This is a genomic window from Streptomyces sp. NPDC002520, from assembly GCF_053595235.1.
Genome location: NZ_JBSFXG010000029.1, coordinates 1 through 18,183 on the forward strand (window position 1 = coordinate 1; position 18,183 = coordinate 18,183).

Below are 18,183 nucleotides of genomic sequence, written 5' to 3' on the forward strand. Positions count from 1 at the left end.
GCACCCGGCAGCGCCCCGGCCGGGGCGGACCGGCCGGGGCGCTGCCGTGTGCGGGTTCCGCAGGTCAGCGGCTCTCCAGGAGCAGATGCAGGTCGCGCTCCTGGTCGCCGGAGGCCGTGCAGGTCTCGTGGACGGTGAACATCGCGTCCAGGGTGTGCCGGAACCGGTCGACGGCCCAGTAGCCGCCCTGGATGTCGGCGAGGACGGCCGAGTCGAGGTGGACCGGCGGGCAGTGCTCCCTGCGGGCCTCCGCGACGTCGTACGTACCCAGCCACACCATCGGACGGGTCTCGTGGAGCTGCTGCGGGACCTCGTCCTTGCCGCGGTCCGACGCGAAGCACGCGCTCAGCACGTCGAAGACGACACGGGCGTCCTCCTTGGAGCATCCGCTGATCTCCACCGAGACGTTCTCCGGGTGCGACCGCTCGGACTTCTTCATGATCGCTCCTTCCGTGGCCGCGCCGCGGTGGAACGGGGCACTCCGCCGAACCGCGTCCAACCCCAGCAAACCACCACGGACGGGCGGACACACCTCAACCGCGCAGGAGCGCTGCCGTCACCCCCGGGTGAACTTGTACGTCTTGCTGTCCGTGAGCACGCAGAACCCCGGCGACATGACGATCACGCGCAGGATGCCGGTCCGGCGGTCGTAGTCGATGCCCTCCGCCTCGAAGCCGCCCGAGCACGAACTGCGCAGCGGCAGCCGGCGCAGGGCCGTCACATGGCCGGTGACGTCCGCCGTGCCGTTCGGGGCCGCCGACAGGTCGATCTGAAGCAGCGGCTTGGTCATCCCGAACAGGGAGCCGTCCGGGTCGTCGGAGGAGCACAGGAGCGTGGTGGGGCCGGAGAAGTCGCAGCCCTGGATGTCGCGCACGGGGTGGTCGAGGTTGACCGTGGAGGCCTGCGGGAGGTTCGCCGAGGGCGAGGTGGCGGGGTTGAGGCCCGGGGTCGGGAAGACGAGCAGGCGGTTCATGGTGCCCCACTCGCCGGCGAGCATCCACTGGCCGTCGGGCGAGATCGCGTCCCAGGAGTTGTTGAGGGCCTCGCCGGCGCTCAGCGTGTGCACGTACTCCGACCAGGTACCGCCCGGCGCCTGGACGCGGAACATCTTCGAGTCTCCGGAGTCCCGCTGGTAGGGCTCGATGTAGTAGCCGTCGTACGAGGCGTCCGGGTCGCCGACGTGGTTCCAGCCCCGGACGGAGACGCCCATCGGGATGGTGCCGATGCCGGTGTAGTGGTTGGGGCTGTTCGCCGGAACCTCCACCGAGGCCAGGCCCTGGCTCTCGGCCAGCGGGTCGGCGCGGTCGGAGCCGGTCTCGGTCCAGGTGTCCGCGGCAAAGGCCGGGGCGGACGCACCGAGGGACACGACGGCGGCGGTGGCCAGGGTGACGAGTCCGGCGAGGACTGCGTGACAACGTTGGCGGGCGGGCGCGGGCATGCCGACTCCTCGAAATGGGGGGTGGAGACACTCGGTCGGCGGACAGTCTGGCCGTGTCGATTGGTCATGTACAGACCAAGCGTGCAACATGGGAGTGAACTCTCACGGGCGCCCCGCACCGGCCCCGGCCCGGGCCGCCCGGCCTGACGGCACCGCGCGACCCCGGGACGACGGTGCGCCACCGGTGCCGTTCACGTCATGACTTCGGCAGACACTCGCCGTCGTGTTGAGAGAGGGTGGAGGTGGACGGCTACGGCGACGGAGAGACGGGTGTGAGCGCGGCGGAACGAGGGGAGTCGGCACAGGAGGCGGCGTGCCGTGCCGCCGGGCGAAGGCGGTTTGTGGCATGAGTGCAGCCGAGGCTCCGGCGACGGAGAGCAGCGAGCCCACGCGCGGGCCCGTACGGCCCGGCGGGCTGCTCGACGTCCTGGGCGTGGCGTCGGTGGTCCTGGACGCCGACGGCCGGATCGTCCTGTGGAGCCCCCAGGCGGAGGAGCTGTTCGGCTACACCGCGCAGGAGGCGCTCGGCGAGTACGCGGCCCGGCTGATGGTGCACGAGCGCCACCTCGACCTGGTCGGACAACTGTTCGCCGACGTCATGCGCACCGGCCAGAGCTGGGCCGGCGGCTTCCCCGTGCGCCACAAGGACGGCAGCACCCGGCTGGTGGAGTTCCGCAACATGCGGCTGCTGGACGACCGGGGCGACGTGTACGCGCTGGGCCTGGCCGCCGACCAGTCGACGGTCCGCCGCCTCGAGCAGGACGTGGCGCTGTCCGAGCGGATGGTCAAGCAGTCGCCGATCGGGCTCTCCGTCCTCGATCCCAGGCTGCGTTTCGTGTCCGTGAACCCCGCCCTGGAGGAGATCAACGGAGTCACGGCCGAGCAGCACGTGGGGCGGACGCTGCGCGAGGTGCTGCCGCTGCTGGACCCCGACACCCTGGAATGCGCGGCCCGCCGGGTCCTGGACACCGGCGCCCCGCTGATCGACGAGGCCGTGGTGGGCCGTACGCCCGCCGATCCGGACGAGGACCACACCTGGTCGCTGTCGCTGTACCGCCTCGACGACGCGATGGAGAACATCCTCGGCGTGGCGCTGTCCCTGGTCGACATCACCGAGCAGCACCGGGCCTCCCTGGAGGCGGAGGCCGCGCGGCGGCGGCTCGCGGTCATCGCCGACGCCTCCGCCCGCATCGGTACGACGCTGGAGCTGGAGCGCACCGCGTCCGAGCTGGCCGAGGTCGCCGTACCGGAGCTCGCCGACGTGGTCGCCGTGGATCTGCTGGACGCGGTCGTGGAGGGCCGGCCGAGCACCCTCGGCCCCACGGAGCCCGCGGTGATGCGGGCCCTGGGGCTGCGCGGCGAGAGCGACTCGGACGCCCTGCGGGCCGCCGATCCGCCCGGCCAGATCGCCCGGTACGCACCCGACCGCCTGGTCACCGAGTGCATCCGCACGGGCGAGGCGGTGCTGGTTCCCCGGGTGAAGGACGAGGATCTGCCGCGGATCGCCCGCTGCCCCGACGCGGCCACGCTGCTGGGCCGGGCCGGCCTGCACTCCTATCTGGCCGTTCCGCTGATCGCCCGCGGCGAGGTGCTCGGCGCCCTGGACCTCAAGCGCACACGCAATCCGGCGCCCTTCGACGAGGACGACGTCCTGCTGGCCAAGGAACTGGCGGCCCGTGCGTCCGTGCAGATCGACAACGCCCGCTGGTACCAGAACGCCCGCAACACCGCGCTCACCCTCCAGCGCAGCCTGCTGCCCGGTCAGCCGCCGGTGACGACGGGCCTCGAGGTGGCCTACCGGTACCAGCCCGCCGGTGCCACCAGTGAGGTCGGAGGCGACTGGTTCGACGTCATCCCGCTGGAGGGCAGCAGGACGGCGCTGGTGGTCGGCGACGTGATGGGCAGCGGCATCAGCGCGGCCGCCACGATGGGCCGGCTGCGCACCGCCACCACCACGCTGGCCGCGCTGAACCTCGATCCGGCGCTGCTGCTGGAGCACCTGGACAAGACCACGTCGGCCCTGGACCACTCCATCGCCACCTGCGTGTACGCCGTCCATGACCCGCATCTGCGCCAGTGCCGGATCGCCAACGCCGGGCACCTGCCCCCGGCCCGGGTGCGGCCCGGCCGGCCGCCGGAGCTGCTGGACCTGCCGACCGGGGTGCCCCTGGGGGTGGGCGGGGTCGAGTTCACCACCGTCACCGTCGACTTCGAGCCCGGCGACGAGCTCGTCTTCTACACGGACGGCCTGGTCGAGACGCGCCATCACTCGCTGGACGAGCGCCTGGACGCCCTGCTGGCCCTGCTCGACGACCCGGCACGCCCCCTGGAGGAGGTCTGCGACCTGCTCCTGCGCACGCTGCACCACCCCGACAACCACGACGACGTGGCGCTGCTCATCGCGCGGGCGCAGGAGCTGCCGTAGCCGCTCGCCTGCTACCCGTGTACGCCGATCACCACGTGGGCCTGCCACTGCGGCGACACGGCGACCCGCGTCGTCAGGCCGGCGCGCTCGAAAGCCGCCACGGCGGCCGGGACCTGGTGCTCGCCCGTCTCGGACAGGAGGCAGCCGCCGGGTGCGAGCCACTCGGGGGCCCCGGCGGCCACCCGGCGCAGCACGTCGAGGCCGTCCGCGCCGCCGTCGAGGGCGACGAACGGTTCGTGGTCGCGGGCCTCCGCCGGGAGCAGGGCCACCTCGGCGGTCGGCACGTAGGGCACGTTGGCCGTCAGGATGCCGACGCGGCCCCGCAGGCCGAGGGGCAGGGCGTCGTAGAGGTCGCCGGTGTGGGCCAGACCGCCGAACGGGGCGAGGTTGCGGCGGGCGCAGCGTACGGCGGCCGGGTCGATGTCGGCGGCGTGCACCTCGACGGTGCCGAGCCGCGCCGCGAGGGCCGCGCCGAGCGCGCCGGAACCGCAGCACAGGTCGACGACGACCCGCGCGTCCGGCGCCTGGGCCAGCGCCCGGCCGACCAGGAACTCGGTACGGCGGCGGGGCACGAAGACACCCGGTTCCACGGTGACGCGCAGACCGTGGAACTCGGCCCAGCCGAGGACGTGTTCGAGCGGAAGTCCGGCGGTACGCCGGTCGACCATCGCGGCCAGTTCGCGAGGGGTGCGGGCGGTGGCGAGGATCAACTCCGCCTCGTCCTCGGCGAAGACGCACCCGGCGGCGCGCAGTGCGGAGACGACGGCGGTGGGGGAAAGAGCGGGCAAGGAGGCCATGGGAGCCGAGAGCCTTTCGGAGACCTGGAGCCGAAGGGCGCTCTCGCGGTCACCGGTGGCGGTGGGCCGAGCCGTCACACGTGACGGCGACGAGGAGAGAGCACCCGAGCTGACACAGCGGTAATGGGTCTCACCTCCTCGACGGTTCGCGGCCGCGAACCGTCCGCAGCCAGATCGCCACCATACCCCAGTACCCCGGATCCGCCGTCGCCGGAGCCGAGTTCGAAACTCCCTGGCGCACCGCGGCAGGGGCCCGCTACCGTCGCCGCGATGACCACCCACTGTGTTCGCAGATTGGGGGTCCCGTCCGCGCAAGGTGAGTGCTGATGCTCACTCAGACCGCGTACGGGGACTCCCGGCTTTCCTTGTGGCTGCGCGTGCGAGAGTTCGCCGTGCCGCCGTCCATGATCGAGACCGCGACCGTCCGGCGCCGTGCCGGGGACTGGGCGGGGGCCTGTGCCGCCGCCGGCCTGGGCCCGGGTGGTGGTCATCGGGTAGGCCCCCGTACGACGGTCCGTCAGACCCCCACCGTCTCCTCGACCTCTTCCTCGACCTCGCGCTCCGCCTGCTCCCGGCTCCTCAGCTCCTCCCGCTCCGCGGCCCGCTCCGCGTCGGACGCCGACTGGGCAGCGGCGGCCTCGGCCGGCCGGGGTGCGGCGGCGGCGTGCTTGGGCGTGTGCTTCCCGGCCCGCTCAAAAGCGCCGGCGAGCGCCGTGACGGCGAGGCCGAGGACCAGCCAGATCGCGAGCGTCCAGACGTTGCGCGAGAGGCCGTCGCTGCCGAAGTACAGCAGGCTGCGGACGCCCTCGACGAAGCCGGCGCCGTTCCAGAAGGCGTGCAGGGCACCGAAGAAGCCGTTCTGCAGCTCGGGGCGGAACAGGCCGCCGGAGGTGGTGAAGTTGAGCATCACGAACAGCACCATCATGGTCAGCGTGGTCCAGCGCTTGAGGAAGGTGTGCAGACCGACGCCGATGAAGAGGATGCCTGCGGAGTAGAGCCAGGCCATGCCCCACACACCCGCGAGGTCGTGGTGCGCGAGGTGGAACACGGGCCCGGCGAGCAGCGTGCCGATGGCGCCGACCACGGCGGAGACGCCGACGGCGAGCAGCGCCCGGATCCGCATCGGGAGCGCGGCACCCGCGGCGCCGAGCGCGGCGACGGAGGCGTACGAGCCGATGCTGACCGCGATCAGCAGGAAGAACAGCCCCTGTCCGGTGGGGTCGTCGGAGACCGGCTCGGCGACGTCGGTGACCTTCAGCGGGACGCCCTGCTCGGCGGCGACCGGCGTGAAGACCTTCTCGACGGCGGTCGCGCCCATGTCGGACGCGGCGCTCGCCACGATCAGTTCGGGCGCCTTGGCGCTCGGCACGTAGGCGCCGGTGACGTCCCGGGACTTGAGCAGGTCGACGGCGTCGGCGCGGGTGGCGACCGTGCGCACGTCGAGCTTGTCCCCGGCGGCGTCCTTGACGGTCTGGGCGAACACCTTGGCCTCGGGTCCCGCGCCGACGACGGCGACGGGCAGGTGGTGCGGCTCCGGGGTCACGAAGGCCCCCATGTACGCGAGCCCCATGCCCAGACACATCAGGAGCGGGGTGATCAGGTGCGTCAGTACATGGCGCAGTGCCGGTGACCTCATCGCTTCGCAACCTCCGATGGTTGTCTTATACAACTCTCAATTCAAGTTGTACTATACAACCAGAGCGGCGGTGGCGAAATTCCGTGGAGGTGTTCCGATGACGGCGGCACAGACGGCCGTGGAGACGATCCAGCGCGAGATGACGATCTTCGCCCGCCGGGCGCGTGCCACGGCGGGGCGGATGCACCCCGAGTTGTCGCTGGTGTCGTACACCCTCCTCGGGCACCTGGAGGAGCGCGGCGGCTGCCGGGCGACCGACCTGGCCGCGCACTACGCCCTGGACAAGTCGACGGTCAGCCGGCAGGTCGCCGCGCTGGAGCGGAGCGGGCTGATCGAGCGGCGGCTGGACCCAGAGGACCACCGCGTCCAGGTGCTGCACCTGACCGAGGCGGGCGAGGAGATCCTGGCGCAGGTCACCCGAAGCCGCCGGGACGCCTTCCGCGAGCGGCTCGCGGACTGGCCCGAGGAGGACCTGGTCCGCTTCGCGGCCTACCTGGAGCGGTACAACGCCGGTCAGCCGGAAGCGGGGTCCGGCTGAGGGAACGGGCCTGCCCGGCGGACCCCTCCGGCTTCGGCCACCCAGGCCCTACGGCACCGGTACGGCGGCCCGGCCGTCCGTGAGGCGCTCGGGCACCCGGGCCCCGAGGAAGGTCGTGCGGCGGCGCAGCCGGAAGCCGAGGGACTCGTACAGCCGGATGGCATTGGTGTTCCGCGCGCTGGCGTGCAGGAACGGGGTCTCGCCACGTTCCCGGATGCCGTGCGCGACCGCGAGGATCAGCCGGGTGGCCAGCCCCTCGCCGCGGAAGGCCGGGGCGGTGCAGACCGCGCTGATCTCCGTCCAGCCCGGCGGGTGCAGCCGCTCCCCCGCCATCGCGATCAGGGCGCCGTCGCGGCGGATCCCGAGGTAGGTGCCGAGTTCGATGGTGCGCGGCAGGAAGGGGCCCGGCTGGGTGCGTGCCACGAGGTCCAGCATCTCCGGTACGTCCGTGGGGCCGAGGCGGACCGCCTGGGGCTCCGGAGCGGCCGCCAGGCCGTCGTCCACGAGCTGCACGCCCTCCGCCCGGAAGGTGATCCCCCAGCCCTCGGGCACCTGTCCGTGGTACCCGGCCAGCGGAACCTCCGCCCCGGGACCGGCCAGCGCGGCGAGATCCGCCCAGTCGTCCGCGTCCGGTTCGTCGGGCAGGGCCGACCACGGGGACACGTCGACCGGGTAGCGCAGCACACGACCCCGCCGCTCGGCGAAGACCGCGTGCAGGCCGGTCAGGGAGGCGCGCGCGGGGTTGTCGAGGACGTGCGGGGCGTCGGCGCCGACACGGGTGTCCACGTGCCCCGGGGCGATCTGCGCGCGGCCCGCCTGCCGCGGGAGGTCCGCCGGACGACCGGCCGCGGGCGCGTCGCCGCCGAGCTCGTCGGCCCGCTCGTCCACGTAGCTCGCCGCCTCGGGCTCCGGCCCGTCCTGCCGCGTGTATGCCTTCGGCATCCACTTCCTCGTTTCCGTCGTACTGTCGCCGGCGCACCGGGGCCGGCACTCAGGTGCCAAGGAAGAGCGGCGGCCGACTATTCCCGCGGCCCGTCCGGAATTCGTGCGGCCCGTCCGGAATTCGTGCGGCCCCAGGACCGGCGGGCTGACCAGGGGCGGAGCATCCACGGCGACAACGTACGGTTGAACCATGAACGTCACCCGAGGCTTCACGGGCCGTCGGCAGGCCCACAACCCCGGACTTCCCCCGGGGCAGTACGACGCCGGCGACGACTGGCCCGTCCTGTCCGCCGAGGTCACGCCCGACCTCGCGCCCGCCGACTGGTCGCTGCGCATCGACGGGCTGGTGGAGCGGCCGTACACATGGAGCTGGGACGAGGCGCGGGCGCTGACCGCGTCCGCGTACGAGGGCGACATCCACTGTGTGACCGGCTGGTCGAAGTTCGGGGTCCGTTTCGGCGGCGTCTCGCTGGACGCCTTCTTCGACGTGGTGCGGCCCCATGGGTCCGCCACCCATGCCGTCGCCCGCTCGCACACCGGCTACACCACGAACCTGCCGCTCGCGGACCTCACCGGCGGCCGGGCCTGGATCGCCTGGGACCACGACGGCGAGCCGCTCGCACCCGAGCACGGCGGCCCGGCGCGGCTGCTGGTGCCGCATCTGTACTTCTGGAAGAGCGCCAAGTGGATCGCGGGCATCACACTGCTCGACCACGACGAGCCGGGTTTCTGGGAGGGCAACGGCTACCACGAACGGGGCAATCCCTGGGAGGAGCAGCGGTACTCCGGTGACTGAGTCGGTTTCCGAGACGATGACCAGAGGCTCCGCCGCGACGGCGGCCGCATCCACGGCATCCCCGAGGCGCTTCGCGGTGCCCGGACGCATCGCCGTGAGCCAGCAGGTGGCGACGGCCTGGCAGACGGCCACGCTGACCGAGATCCGGCACGAGACCCCACATGCGGCCACCTTCCGGTTCGCGGTCCCGGACTGGGCGGGGCATCTGCCCGGACAGCATCTGATGCTGCGGCTGACCGCCGAGGACGGCTATGTGGCGCAGCGCCACTACTCGATCGCGTCCGCGCCGGACGTTTCCGGACACATCGAGCTGACCCTGGACCGGGTGCCGGACGGCGAGGTCTCGGGCTGGTTCCACACGGTGGCCCGGCCCGGTGACACGGTGGAGGTGCGCGGCCCGCTGAGCGGCTTCTTCGCCTGGCCCGGCGACCGGCCCGCGCTGCTGCTCGGGGCCGGTTCCGGGGTCGTACCGCTGATGTCGATGGTGCGGCACCACCGGGCGCGGGGTCTGTCCGTGCCGTTGCGGATGCTGGTGTCGGCGCGCAGCCCCGAGGAGTTGATCTACGCCCGGGAGCTGGGCGCGGAGACGACAGCCGTGTTCACGCGCAGCGCCCCGGCAGGGACGCCGGTGGGTCGTATGGCGGCCGCACATGTGGCGCCACTCCTGGCCGAGCGGCCTGCCAATGGGTGGGAGGCCTATGTGTGCGGCTCCAACGGGTTCGCCGAGCACGCCTCCCGTCTGCTGGTCGCGGCCGGGCAGCCGGTGGACCGGATCCGCATCGAGCGGTTCGGCTGAACACACGGAGCCGAACCCCTCGGCGAGCGCACGGGGCCGCCCGACGCGCCGACGGCGCGGCCCTGGGGCGCATGCAGGGGGCCGCGCTCCGGGTATGCCTGAACTCGCGGTACGCCGGGTGGGCGAGGTGCGCCGTACGGGGTACGAAACGGGTGTGGACGCTCGTGCGCGGGTGACGGCGGGCCGGTGACCCGGTCCGTCCGCTCCTCCGGCTCCGGCCCACGGCGAGGAGGTGGCCATGCGGACCCAGGTGCCCGGCTGGCGCTGGCGGCGCAATCCGCTGCGGCGCCGCTCGGACGTCGTGGAGGCGTGGACGGTGCTGGTGGTCGCCGTCCTGCTGTTCGTGGTCGCGCCCCTCGCCGGGGTGGCGGCGGCTTTGTACGCACATGACCAGGCCGAGACCCTCGCGCGGACGCAGCGGGCCGAGCGGCACCAGGTGCGCGCGACGGTGGTCGGCACCGCGGCCGAGCAGCTGCCCACGGTGCGGGGCGACCGTGACCACCCGTACCGCGCGCAGGTCCGCTGGACCGAGCCGGGCAAGGGTACCCGCACCGCCGTGGCCCGGGTGCCGGCCGGGACCCGGACCGACGACGTGGTGACCGTCTGGTTCGACAGCCGGGGACGCAGCGTGGCGCCGCCGCCCAACAGGGTGGCGGTGTGGCAGCACACGGTCACCATCGGCGTGTGCGCGACGGGCTGCGCGGCGGGGGTGGTGCTCCTCGGTCACGCCCTGGAGCGCCGGATCGCGCTGCGCCACCGGCTGGACGAGTGGGAGCGGGAGTGGGCGAGCACGGGACCGAGGTGGACGCAGCCCCGGGCCTGACCGAACCCGGTCCCCATTCTCATCACCGGCCCGCCCGCATACGGTGATCTCACGTACTCCCCCTCCACCAAGGCGGTTGTCCATGGCCCTGTTCGACCTCCCACTCGACGAGTTGCGCGCGTACCGCACGGAGTCCAGCGCCCCGGAGGACTTCGACGCTTTCTGGAGCAAGACGCTCAAGGAAGCCCGTGAGCACGAACTGGACGCCCGGTTCGAACCGGTGGACACCGGGCTGACCACGGTGCGGGTGTACGACGTGACGTTCGCCGGGTTCGGCGGTCACCCGGTGAAGGGCTGGCTGCGGCTGCCGGCCGGTGCCGAGGAACCGCTGCCGCTGGTGGTGGAGTTCATCGGCTACGGCGGCGGGCGGGGGCTGCCGCACGAGAACCTGCTGTGGGCCTCGACGGGCCGGGCGCACTTCGTGATGGACACCCGTGGGCAGGGCAGCGCGTGGGGTGGCGGGGGCGGCACGGCGGACCCGGTGGGCGCCGCGCCCGCCTATCCCGGGTTCATGACCCGGGGCATCGACGCGCCGGAGAACTACTACTACCGCCGCGTGTTCACGGACGCCGTACGGGCGGTGGAGGCGGCCCGGTCGCACCCGCTCACCGACGCCTCGCGGACCGCCGTGATCGGCGCCAGCCAGGGCGGCGGCATCACGATCGCCGTCGGCGGTCTCGTCCCCGACCTGACCGCGGTCGCCCCGGACGTTCCGTTCCTGTGCGACTTCCCGCGCGCGACGACACTGACGGACCGTCACCCGTACCGGGAGATCGCCCTGTTCCTCAAGACGCACCGCGGGCACGCGGCCGACGCGCTGCGCACGCTCTCCTACTTCGACGGTGTGCACTTCGCCGGGCGCGGCCGGGCCCCGGCTCTGTTCTCGGCGGGCCTGGAGGACCAGACCTGCCCGCCGTCGACCGTGTTCGCGGCGTTCAACGCCTGGGCGCACGAGGACAAGGCGATCGAGGTGTACGACTTCAACGACCACGAGGGCGGCGGCCCGTTCCAGGAGGAGCGCAAGCTGCGCTGGCTGCGGTCGTACGCCTGACGGTCGCGCCCGGGGAGGCCGGGCCCGACGAACGCGGCCCCTGTCGGGCCCCGCCCTGCCCGTGGACTTCCCCCCAGTCGGACCAGTCAATATGTTCAGGTCACCCGGGCCCCCGCGTCGCGGCCCGGGCTCCCCGTTCACCGATCCCGACGCGGGCGTCTCGCTCGGCTGCACGATGAACCCGATGGGCCCGCACATCGCGGACGACCCCCGTAAGAAGGCCCTCGTGGACACCCTTTACCGGGCTCTGTGACCCCCGGATCACGCAGGCGGGCTTCCGGCCGAACCGGTCGCCGCGTACGGCGGTGACGTCGCTCTCGGCGGTGGTGCCTGCCGAGGTCGCGAAGCCTGTCCGCTGCCGCGAACAGGCCGACGGCGCCACCCGCGCACAGCCGTGCCTGGTTCTGCTACCGGATGCGCAGGGCCAGGCCTGCCCGTGCGTCACCGGGACGAGTTCACGGTTGCCTCAGCAGGGTGAGCCCTGTTTCCCGGCGGGCCACGACGAGCCGGACGCGGGGGCTTCCGTCACCGCGCCGCCCGAACTCGGGCAGGGTCTGCAGCTCGACGCCGAAGCCGGCGCGCCTCAACTCGCCCATGATGTCGCGGAGTCGGAAGGTCCGGTAGTACATGACGAACGGCGGCCGCCACACGGCGTTGCGCACCCGCATCACCGCGTCGAAGCCGAGCAGCATCCAGAACGCGGCGCTCGACGGGCGGGGCGGGGCGAGGACGGGGAAGGCGAACCGGCCCCCGGGCCGCAGCGCCGTGTGCACCTGGGCGAACAGCCCGGGTAGTTCCCCGGGCAGGAAGTGCCCGAACGCACCGAAGCTGACCACCAGGTCGAAGGCCGCCGCGAACGGCAGGGCACGGGCGTCCGCGCGCACCCAGGCGACGTCCGGGCCACCGGCCCGAGCCCGCCGCCCCTCGCCCGCGCCCGCGCCCGCACTCCGGCGCCGGGCGACCTCGAGCATGCCCGCACTGAAGTCGACCCCGGTGACGCTACGGCGGCACAACCCGGTCAGCACGTCCAGCCCGGCACCCGTGCCACAGCACAGGTCGAGGCCGTCCTCGAACGGGCCGAGCGGGTCCAGCGCCTTCGCCACGGTCTCCAGTACGGCGTCGGGCGTACGGAAGGGAGTGTGGTCGAACTTCGGGGCGAGCAGGTCGTAGCCGTGCTCGACGGACGACAGCGCCTGGACGGCGAGTTCGCGCAGCGTGGGGCCTTCGGGGCTGAACATCCCGTCAGCCTAGGGGTAAGCGCCGCTCCGGGAGCCCGAGAACGCGCTCGCGCCGACGCAGGTTCTCCTCCTCGGTGCGCCCGGTCCGTCAGCCCTTCAGCTGGTCCAGGGTGGCCTTGGTGTCCGTCTTCATCCTGTCGGTGACGTCGTCGAGCGCGGGCGGGTTCTTGTCCTGCTGGTACGAGCCGAGGAAGGCGCTGCAGCTCATCGTGTATGTCATCCAGCCGTCGCGGACGGCGAGCGTGGCGTATCGGGAGCAGCCCGGGAATATCCGCGCCCGGAGGCCTGTTGACAGTTCCGAGAGCACCGGTATAGTGCGATCAGCGCAGGTGCGCGTCCCGTCGTTCGGGCGCCGTTGCCGCTCTCTCTTCACCCAGCCCTCGTGCCGATGGTTTCCGTCCGGCCCGGGCTTCTTCTCGGCACCACCTCGTGACCAGGGCTTCATCGCCGTACCCGAGGTGCTGTTCGCGCCGCCCGGAGGCAGGCCTGTCCGCCTCCCGCTCGCGGCATCCCCCATCCCTTCCGTTCTCCGTTTCATTTCCGAGACCGTCCACGAAAGGACGTCACCTCATGACCACCACTCTCGAACACACTCCGGCGGCGCCGCAGGCCCCGGCCGAACGGCTCGTCACCGGTGTCCTCGACATCGACGGGCACGGGAAGGGGCAGCTGCGGGCCCTGCACCTCCTGCCCTCCCCCACCGACCCGCAGGTCTCCCCGGCGCTGATCCGCCGGTACGGCCTGCGCAAGGGCGACCTCGTCGAGGGCGTCCGCGGGGCGCAGCGCGCCCTGACCGAGGTCGCGCACGTCAACGGGCTCGCCCCCGAGAAGCTGCGCGGCCGCCGGAACTTCCGTGATCTGACCCCGCTGCATCCGCACGAGCGGCTCCGCCTCGAACACCCCGCGTCGGGGCCCGCCGGACGCCTCACCGACCTGTTCGCACCGGTCGGCAAGGGCCAGCGCGGGCTGATCGTGGCCCCGCCGAAGAGCGGCAAGACCGTGCTGCTCCAACAGCTGGCCGCCGCCGTCGCCGGCAACCACCCCGAGTGCCGGCTGATGGTCGTCCTGCTGGACGAGCGCCCGGAGGAGGTCACCGAAATGCGCCGTTCGGTACGCGGCGAGGTGTACGCCTCCACCTTCGACCGGCCGGCCAAGGAGCACATCGCCCTCGCGGACCTCGTCGTCGAGCGGGCCAAGCGGCTGGTCGAGGCCGGCGAGGACGTCGTCGTCCTGCTGGACTCCCTGACCCGGCTGTGCCGGGCCCACAACAACGCCTCCGCCGCCGGCGGACGCACCCTCAGCGGCGGAGTCGACGCGGGCGCGCTGCTGGGCCCCAAGCGGTTCTTCGGCGCGGCCCGCCAGGCCGAGGAGGGCGGCTCGCTCACGATCCTCGCCACCGTCCTGGTGGACACCGGCTCCCGTGCCGACGGCTATTTCTTCGAGGAGCTGAAGAGCACCGGCAACATGGAGCTCCGGCTCGACCGCGACCTGGCCGCCCGTCGGGTCTTCCCGGCCGTGGACATCGACACCACCGGCACCCGCCGCGAGGAACTCCTACTCACCCCGGCCGAGTTGACGGCCACTCGAGGGCTGCGCCGCGCCCTGCGCTCCCGGGAGACCGGCCCGGCCGCCCTGGAGACCCTGCTGGAACGGCTGCGGGAGACCCCCGACAACGCCACCTTCCTGCGCCGCGTCCAGCCGACACTGCCGGCGAGCTGACCGGCGCCGGATCCCTCTCCCCGGCCTGAGTAGTGCTCAGGCGCCCTTGTGCGGCATCCGGGTTGCTCCGATGGGCCGTATGGCGTGCACAGCGCGCCGCACCACCCTCCCTTTCCTACGTTGATCATATGAGCACCGGATTCTCTCGTCGGGCGGCCGCATCAGCCTGTTCCCTGTGCGTGGCGGGCGCGCTGGCCCTCGGGCCGGCCGCTGCGGCCACCGGTCACCGCACGGCGGAGCCCTCTCCGCCCCGGCCCCACGCGGCCGTCCCGCAGCCGTCCCTGCTCTACGGCCCCGGCGTCCAGGTCCGGCCGCTGCCCGGGGCGCCGCCGGTGCCGGACGTCTCGGCGCTGTCCTGGCTGGTCTCCGACGCCGGCAGCGGCGAGGTGCTGGCGGCGAACGAGGCGCACCGCAAACTGCCGCCGGCGAGCACCCTGAAGACCCTGTTCGCCCTCACCGTGCTGCCGACGCTGCCGGCCGGTCTGCAGCACACCGTCCGGTACCAGGAACTGGCGGACGTCGGCGAGGGCAGCAGCCTCGTGGGCGTCGAGGAGGGCCACACCTACCAGGTGGCCGACCTGTGGCGCGGGGTCTTCCTCAGCTCCGGCAACGACGCCGTGCACGTGCTCGCCTCGCTGGGCGGCGGCTGGCACGCCACGGCCACCCGGATGCAGACCAAGGCCCGCTCGATCGGCGCCCTGGACACCCATGTCGTCTCCCCCGACGGCTACGACACCCCCGGCCAGGTGTCCTCGGCGTACGACCTGGCGGTCTTCGGCCGGGCGGGGCTGCGCAACCCCGACTTCGCCCGGTACTGCTCCACCGCGCAGGCCGAGTTCCCGGGCAACGGATGGCCGTACGAGATCGAGAACACCAACCGCCTGCTGACCGGTGAGGACGGCGTGGCACGGTACCCCGGGCTCATCGGCATCAAGAACGGCTACACCACCAACGCCGGCAACACCCTGGTCGCGGCGGCCCGCCGGGGCGGGCGCACGCTGGTGGTGACGGTGATGAACCCTCAGGCCGGCGGTGGGTTGACCGTGTACGAGGAGGCCCGCGAACTGCTCGACTGGGGCTTCTCGGCCGCCGGCCGGGTGGATCCGGTGGGCTCGCTGGACGGGTTGCGCCCCGCGCCCAAGGGCGGGCAGACCGCCGTACCGGTCGCGGCGGCCACGTCCCCGGACGACGACTCCGACTGGGCACAGACCGCCGCCGTCGCGGGTCTCGCCGTGCTCGGCGCGGGAGCCGTGGCGCTCGCGCTGCGGGTCAAGAGCGCCCGGTCGTCGCGCGACTGACCGGTCGGCAGGAACAGCAGCAGGCCGAGCGTGACCCAGGTGTAGGTGTTGCTGCCGAGGAATCCGTCGATGCCCGAGGCGTCCGCGAACCAGAGCCACACCACGCTGGTGCACAGCACCGCGTACAGCGCGCCCGCGATCCGCGGACGTCCGGCGCGGGCCAGCACCACGAAGGACGGCAGCAGCCACACCAGGTGGTGCACCCAGGTGATCGGGCTGACCAGGCAGGCGGCCGCTCCGGTGAGGGCGAAGGCCGCGGTCCAGTCGCCGGCCGCGACCGCGCGGCGCGTCCGCACCGCCCACACGGACAGCACCAGCAGGACCGCCGAGGCCCACAGGGCGCGGTCCGGTTCACCGAGCCGGGCCAGGATGCCCTGCAGCGACTGGTTGGAGACGTAGTCCAGGCGGCCGACCCGGCCGGTGTCCCACAGCGCCTCGGTCCAGTAGAAACGGGACGCGTCCGGGTCCGCGAGGGCGGCCAGCCCGGTCGCCGCGAGGGTGACAACGGTCGCGGTGCCGGCCGCGCGCCACCGCCGGGCGAGCAGCAGCAGGCCGATGAACAGGGCGGGAGTCAGCTTCACCGCGGCGGCGAGCCCGATCCCGACGCCCGCCCAGCGGCCCCGGCCGGTCGCGAGCAGCAGGCAGTCGACGAGGACCAGGGCGAGCAGCACCAGGTTCACCTGGCCGAAGCTGAAGGTGTCCCGCAGCGGCTCGAACAGCGCGAGCCCGCACAGGGCCAGCGACCAGCGGTACCAGCCGTGCCGCCGCCACCCGGGCCCGGCCAGGACCCGCAGGATCACGGCGAGCGCGGCCAGGTTGACCAGCAAGGAGGCCACGATTGCGGTGTGCCGGCCGAGGCCCGCCAGCGGCAGCATGGCGAGCGCGGCGAACGGCGGGTAGGTGAAGCCGTACGCGGTCCCCGGCACCCGGTAGTCGTAGATCCGGCCGCCGTGGTGGATCCAGGTGTGGACGGTGCCGTAGTAGACGCGCAGGTCGAAGAAGTCGCGCAGCAGCGGCACGGTCGCGGTGAACACGATCACCACGGTGGCGAGGGCGAGGACGAGGACCAGGCGGCCCCGGTCGGTGCGGGGGCTCGGCGGCGTCAGGGGCGTCCGCAGGGGACCCGGCGTTCCGCTCATGCCGTACGCCCCAGTGCCGGAGCCGTGGCCGTCAGATGGGCCTGCCACAGCACGACCACGCCGAGCACGCCGCCGGAGACTGCCAGCACCAGTTGGCCGGCGTCCGCCGGTCCGCCGCTGGGCAGGACGGCCAGGGCGAGTACGCCGGTCAGGGCGGCCACCCGGTGCCGGACGGAGGTGTTCGGCGCGGCGGCCGCGATGAGGAACAGGCCCCACAGCACGTACCAGGGGCGGATCGCCGGGCCGAACACGGCGACCGTCAGGAGGCTGAGACCGAGGGCGTACACGGGTCGCAGGCGCAGCCGGAGCCATATCAGCAGGACGAGGACGGCGGTCGCGGCGAGGCCGAGCAGGTGCCAGGCCGGGACGGCGAGCGGGGCGAGGCTGCTGCCGAGGTGGTCGAGCAGGGCCCCGGTGGCCCGGCCGAGCAGGCTGGTGAGCGCCCAGTTGTGCGGGGAGACCGGGGTGTCCAGGGCACCGATCCAGCCGTAGCCGGTGCCGGCCAGGGCGGTGGCGGCGACCGTGGTGACGATCGCGGCGAGTGCGGTGGTCAGGGCGGCGCGCAGCGGCGGGCGCCCGGCGCGGGCCTGCAGGGCCACCACCGCGAGGAGACCGAGCACGGCGGGCGCCTTGACCAGTGCGGCGAGGGTGACCAGGACGGCTCCGAGCCAGGGCCACCTGCCGCGCGCGGCGACCAGGCCCAGTCCGAGCAGGCCCAGCATGATCGCGTCGTTGTGCGCGCCGGCCACCAGGTGCAGCAGGACCAGCGGGTTGAGGGCGCCGAGCCAGAGCGCGGCGGCCGGGTCGGCGCCGCTGTGCCGGGCCAGGCGGGGCAGGGCCATCGCCATGAGGGCCACGCCGAGCAGGGCGAGCAGTCTCATGCCGAGGAGGCCCGCGGGCAGTTCGCCCCTGGTGAGCGCGTCCAGTGCGGAGGCCAGGCCCAGGAAGGCGGGGCCGTAGGGGGCGGCGGTGTGCTGCCACACCGGGGCGACCTCGTCGGCCAGCGGCCCGCCGAGCATGTCGGGCCCGTGCGCGTACACGTCCATGTGGGCGTCGACCATGGCGCCCTGCGCGAGGTAGCTGTAGACGTCCCGGCTGAACAGCGGGGGCGCCAGCAGCAGCGGGGCGGCCCAGAGGGCCAGCACCAGCAGCAGGGCGCGCGGGGTGGGCGGCTCCGGGCCGCGCACCACGCGGCCGAGCAGCACCCAGGCCGCTATGAGCAGTACGACACCGAAGTAGACCCCGACCAGTCCGATCGCGGCTTGCGCGGAGGCGGGCTCGATGAGATCGCGCACGGGCAGGGCACCGGCCGTCTCACCGCCCAGCGCGAGGCAGGCGGTGCCGGTCAGGCCGAGCAGCCGGCAGCGGCGTAGATCGACGGGGAAGGTGATGGCCAACACTGGCTCAGCGTGTCAACACTGGGTGGCCGGGAGGCGACGCCGCATCCTCCTGCGGGCGGCCCGTACATGTCCGCCGTGTGAGGAGCGATGACTTCTCGGGACGCCCCGGGTCGACCCCGCACCACTGGCGTCGGAACGGATGTGATC

Annotated in this window: 16 protein-coding genes and 1 pseudogene; 9 read left to right on the top strand and 8 right to left on the bottom strand. The window is 73.2% G+C overall.

Translation table 11 applies throughout. The annotated features are described in order from the left end of the window. Positions 1 to 64 precede the first annotated feature (64 nt). Both ACWD5D_RS31650 and ACWD5D_RS31655 read right to left on the bottom strand, forming a co-directional pair. Positions 65 to 439, bottom strand: coding sequence for a hypothetical protein (locus ACWD5D_RS31650; protein ID WP_451376207.1), 375 nt, complete (start codon positions 437 to 439; stop codon positions 65 to 67). Between the two features lie 117 nt (positions 440 to 556). Continuing rightward, the gene (locus tag ACWD5D_RS31655; RefSeq protein ID WP_451376208.1) at positions 557 to 1,438 is read right to left on the bottom strand and encodes a hypothetical protein; all 882 of its coding nucleotides are present in this window, start codon (positions 1,436 to 1,438) and stop codon (positions 557 to 559) included. A 346-nt stretch (positions 1,439 to 1,784) separates the two neighbouring features. Here ACWD5D_RS31655 and ACWD5D_RS31660 point away from each other — a divergent pair, with 346 nt between their 5' ends. Continuing rightward, entirely contained in the window at positions 1,785 to 3,863 is a 2,079-nt protein-coding gene (locus ACWD5D_RS31660) for a SpoIIE family protein phosphatase (RefSeq protein ID WP_451376209.1), read from the top strand. An 11-nt stretch (positions 3,864 to 3,874) separates the two neighbouring features. Here the strand turns inward: ACWD5D_RS31660 and ACWD5D_RS31665 are convergent, their stop codons facing one another. Together ACWD5D_RS31665 and ACWD5D_RS31670 are read right to left on the bottom strand one after the other, a co-directional pair. Continuing rightward, on the bottom strand, positions 3,875 to 4,660 hold the full coding sequence (locus ACWD5D_RS31665; RefSeq protein WP_451376210.1) for a putative protein N(5)-glutamine methyltransferase: 786 nt from the start codon (positions 4,658 to 4,660) through the stop codon (positions 3,875 to 3,877). Positions 4,661 to 5,177: 517 nt separating this feature from the next. Beyond that, positions 5,178 to 6,296: a hypothetical protein gene (locus tag ACWD5D_RS31670; protein ID WP_451376211.1), complete on the bottom strand. Its 1,119-nt coding sequence runs from the start codon at positions 6,294 to 6,296 to the stop codon at positions 5,178 to 5,180. A gap of 97 nt (positions 6,297 to 6,393) precedes the next feature. Between ACWD5D_RS31670 and ACWD5D_RS31675 the strand changes: the two genes are divergently transcribed. Continuing rightward, positions 6,394 to 6,834, top strand: coding sequence for a MarR family winged helix-turn-helix transcriptional regulator (locus tag ACWD5D_RS31675; RefSeq protein WP_451376212.1), 441 nt, complete (start codon positions 6,394 to 6,396; stop codon positions 6,832 to 6,834). 48 nt (positions 6,835 to 6,882) lie between these two features. Here ACWD5D_RS31675 and ACWD5D_RS31680 read toward each other — a convergent pair whose 3' ends face one another. Then, on the bottom strand, positions 6,883 to 7,776 hold the full coding sequence (locus ACWD5D_RS31680) for a GNAT family N-acetyltransferase (protein ID WP_451376213.1): 894 nt from the start codon (positions 7,774 to 7,776) through the stop codon (positions 6,883 to 6,885). Positions 7,777 to 7,966: 190 nt separating this feature from the next. On the opposite strand from ACWD5D_RS31680, the gene ACWD5D_RS31685 reads away from it, so the two are divergent. The 5 genes from ACWD5D_RS31685 (at position 7,967) to ACWD5D_RS31705 (ending at position 11,495) form a co-directional block, all read left to right on the top strand. After that, positions 7,967 to 8,572, top strand: a complete 606-nt coding sequence (locus tag ACWD5D_RS31685) for a sulfite oxidase-like oxidoreductase (RefSeq protein ID WP_451376214.1) — start codon at positions 7,967 to 7,969, stop codon at positions 8,570 to 8,572. Between the two features lie 16 nt (positions 8,573 to 8,588). Continuing rightward, positions 8,589 to 9,368, top strand: coding sequence for a ferredoxin reductase (locus ACWD5D_RS31690; RefSeq protein WP_451376294.1), 780 nt, complete (start codon positions 8,589 to 8,591; stop codon positions 9,366 to 9,368). 238 nt (positions 9,369 to 9,606) lie between these two features. After that, positions 9,607 to 10,191 (top strand): Rv1733c family protein, encoded by a 585-nt coding sequence (locus ACWD5D_RS31695; protein WP_451376215.1) that lies wholly within the window; start codon positions 9,607 to 9,609, stop codon positions 10,189 to 10,191. 82 nt (positions 10,192 to 10,273) lie between these two features. Then, positions 10,274 to 11,242: an acetylxylan esterase gene (locus ACWD5D_RS31700; protein WP_451376216.1), complete on the top strand. Its 969-nt coding sequence runs from the start codon at positions 10,274 to 10,276 to the stop codon at positions 11,240 to 11,242. Positions 11,243 to 11,333: 91 nt separating this feature from the next. After that, complete coding sequence (locus tag ACWD5D_RS31705; protein ID WP_451376301.1) at positions 11,334 to 11,495, top strand: hypothetical protein; 162 nt, start codon at positions 11,334 to 11,336, stop codon at positions 11,493 to 11,495. Positions 11,496 to 11,697: 202 nt separating this feature from the next. Here ACWD5D_RS31705 and ACWD5D_RS31710 read toward each other — a convergent pair whose 3' ends face one another. Next, positions 11,698 to 12,480: a class I SAM-dependent methyltransferase gene (locus tag ACWD5D_RS31710; RefSeq protein WP_451376217.1), complete on the bottom strand. Its 783-nt coding sequence runs from the start codon at positions 12,478 to 12,480 to the stop codon at positions 11,698 to 11,700. Between the two features lie 570 nt (positions 12,481 to 13,050). Between ACWD5D_RS31710 and rho the strand changes: the two genes are divergently transcribed. Beyond that, the gene (gene rho, locus ACWD5D_RS31715) at positions 13,051 to 14,199 is read left to right on the top strand and encodes a transcription termination factor Rho (protein WP_451376218.1); all 1,149 of its coding nucleotides are present in this window, start codon (positions 13,051 to 13,053) and stop codon (positions 14,197 to 14,199) included. A gap of 128 nt (positions 14,200 to 14,327) precedes the next feature. Then, positions 14,328 to 15,161, top strand: a pseudogene (locus tag ACWD5D_RS31720) (D-alanyl-D-alanine carboxypeptidase family protein); the annotation flags it as partial. 59 nt (positions 15,162 to 15,220) lie between these two features. Here ACWD5D_RS31720 and ACWD5D_RS31725 read toward each other — a convergent pair. Continuing rightward, the gene (locus ACWD5D_RS31725) at positions 15,221 to 16,636 is read right to left on the bottom strand and encodes a glycosyltransferase 87 family protein (protein WP_451376219.1); all 1,416 of its coding nucleotides are present in this window, start codon (positions 16,634 to 16,636) and stop codon (positions 15,221 to 15,223) included. Then, positions 16,633 to 18,027 carry a polyprenol phosphomannose-dependent alpha 1,6 mannosyltransferase MptB gene (gene mptB, locus ACWD5D_RS31730; RefSeq protein WP_451376295.1) on the bottom strand — a complete coding sequence of 465 codons (1,395 nt, stop codon included), beginning with the start codon at positions 18,025 to 18,027 and terminating at the stop codon, positions 16,633 to 16,635. Before mptB ends, ACWD5D_RS31725 begins: the two co-directional genes overlap by 4 nt. Between the last annotated feature and the right edge of the window lie 156 nt (positions 18,028 to 18,183).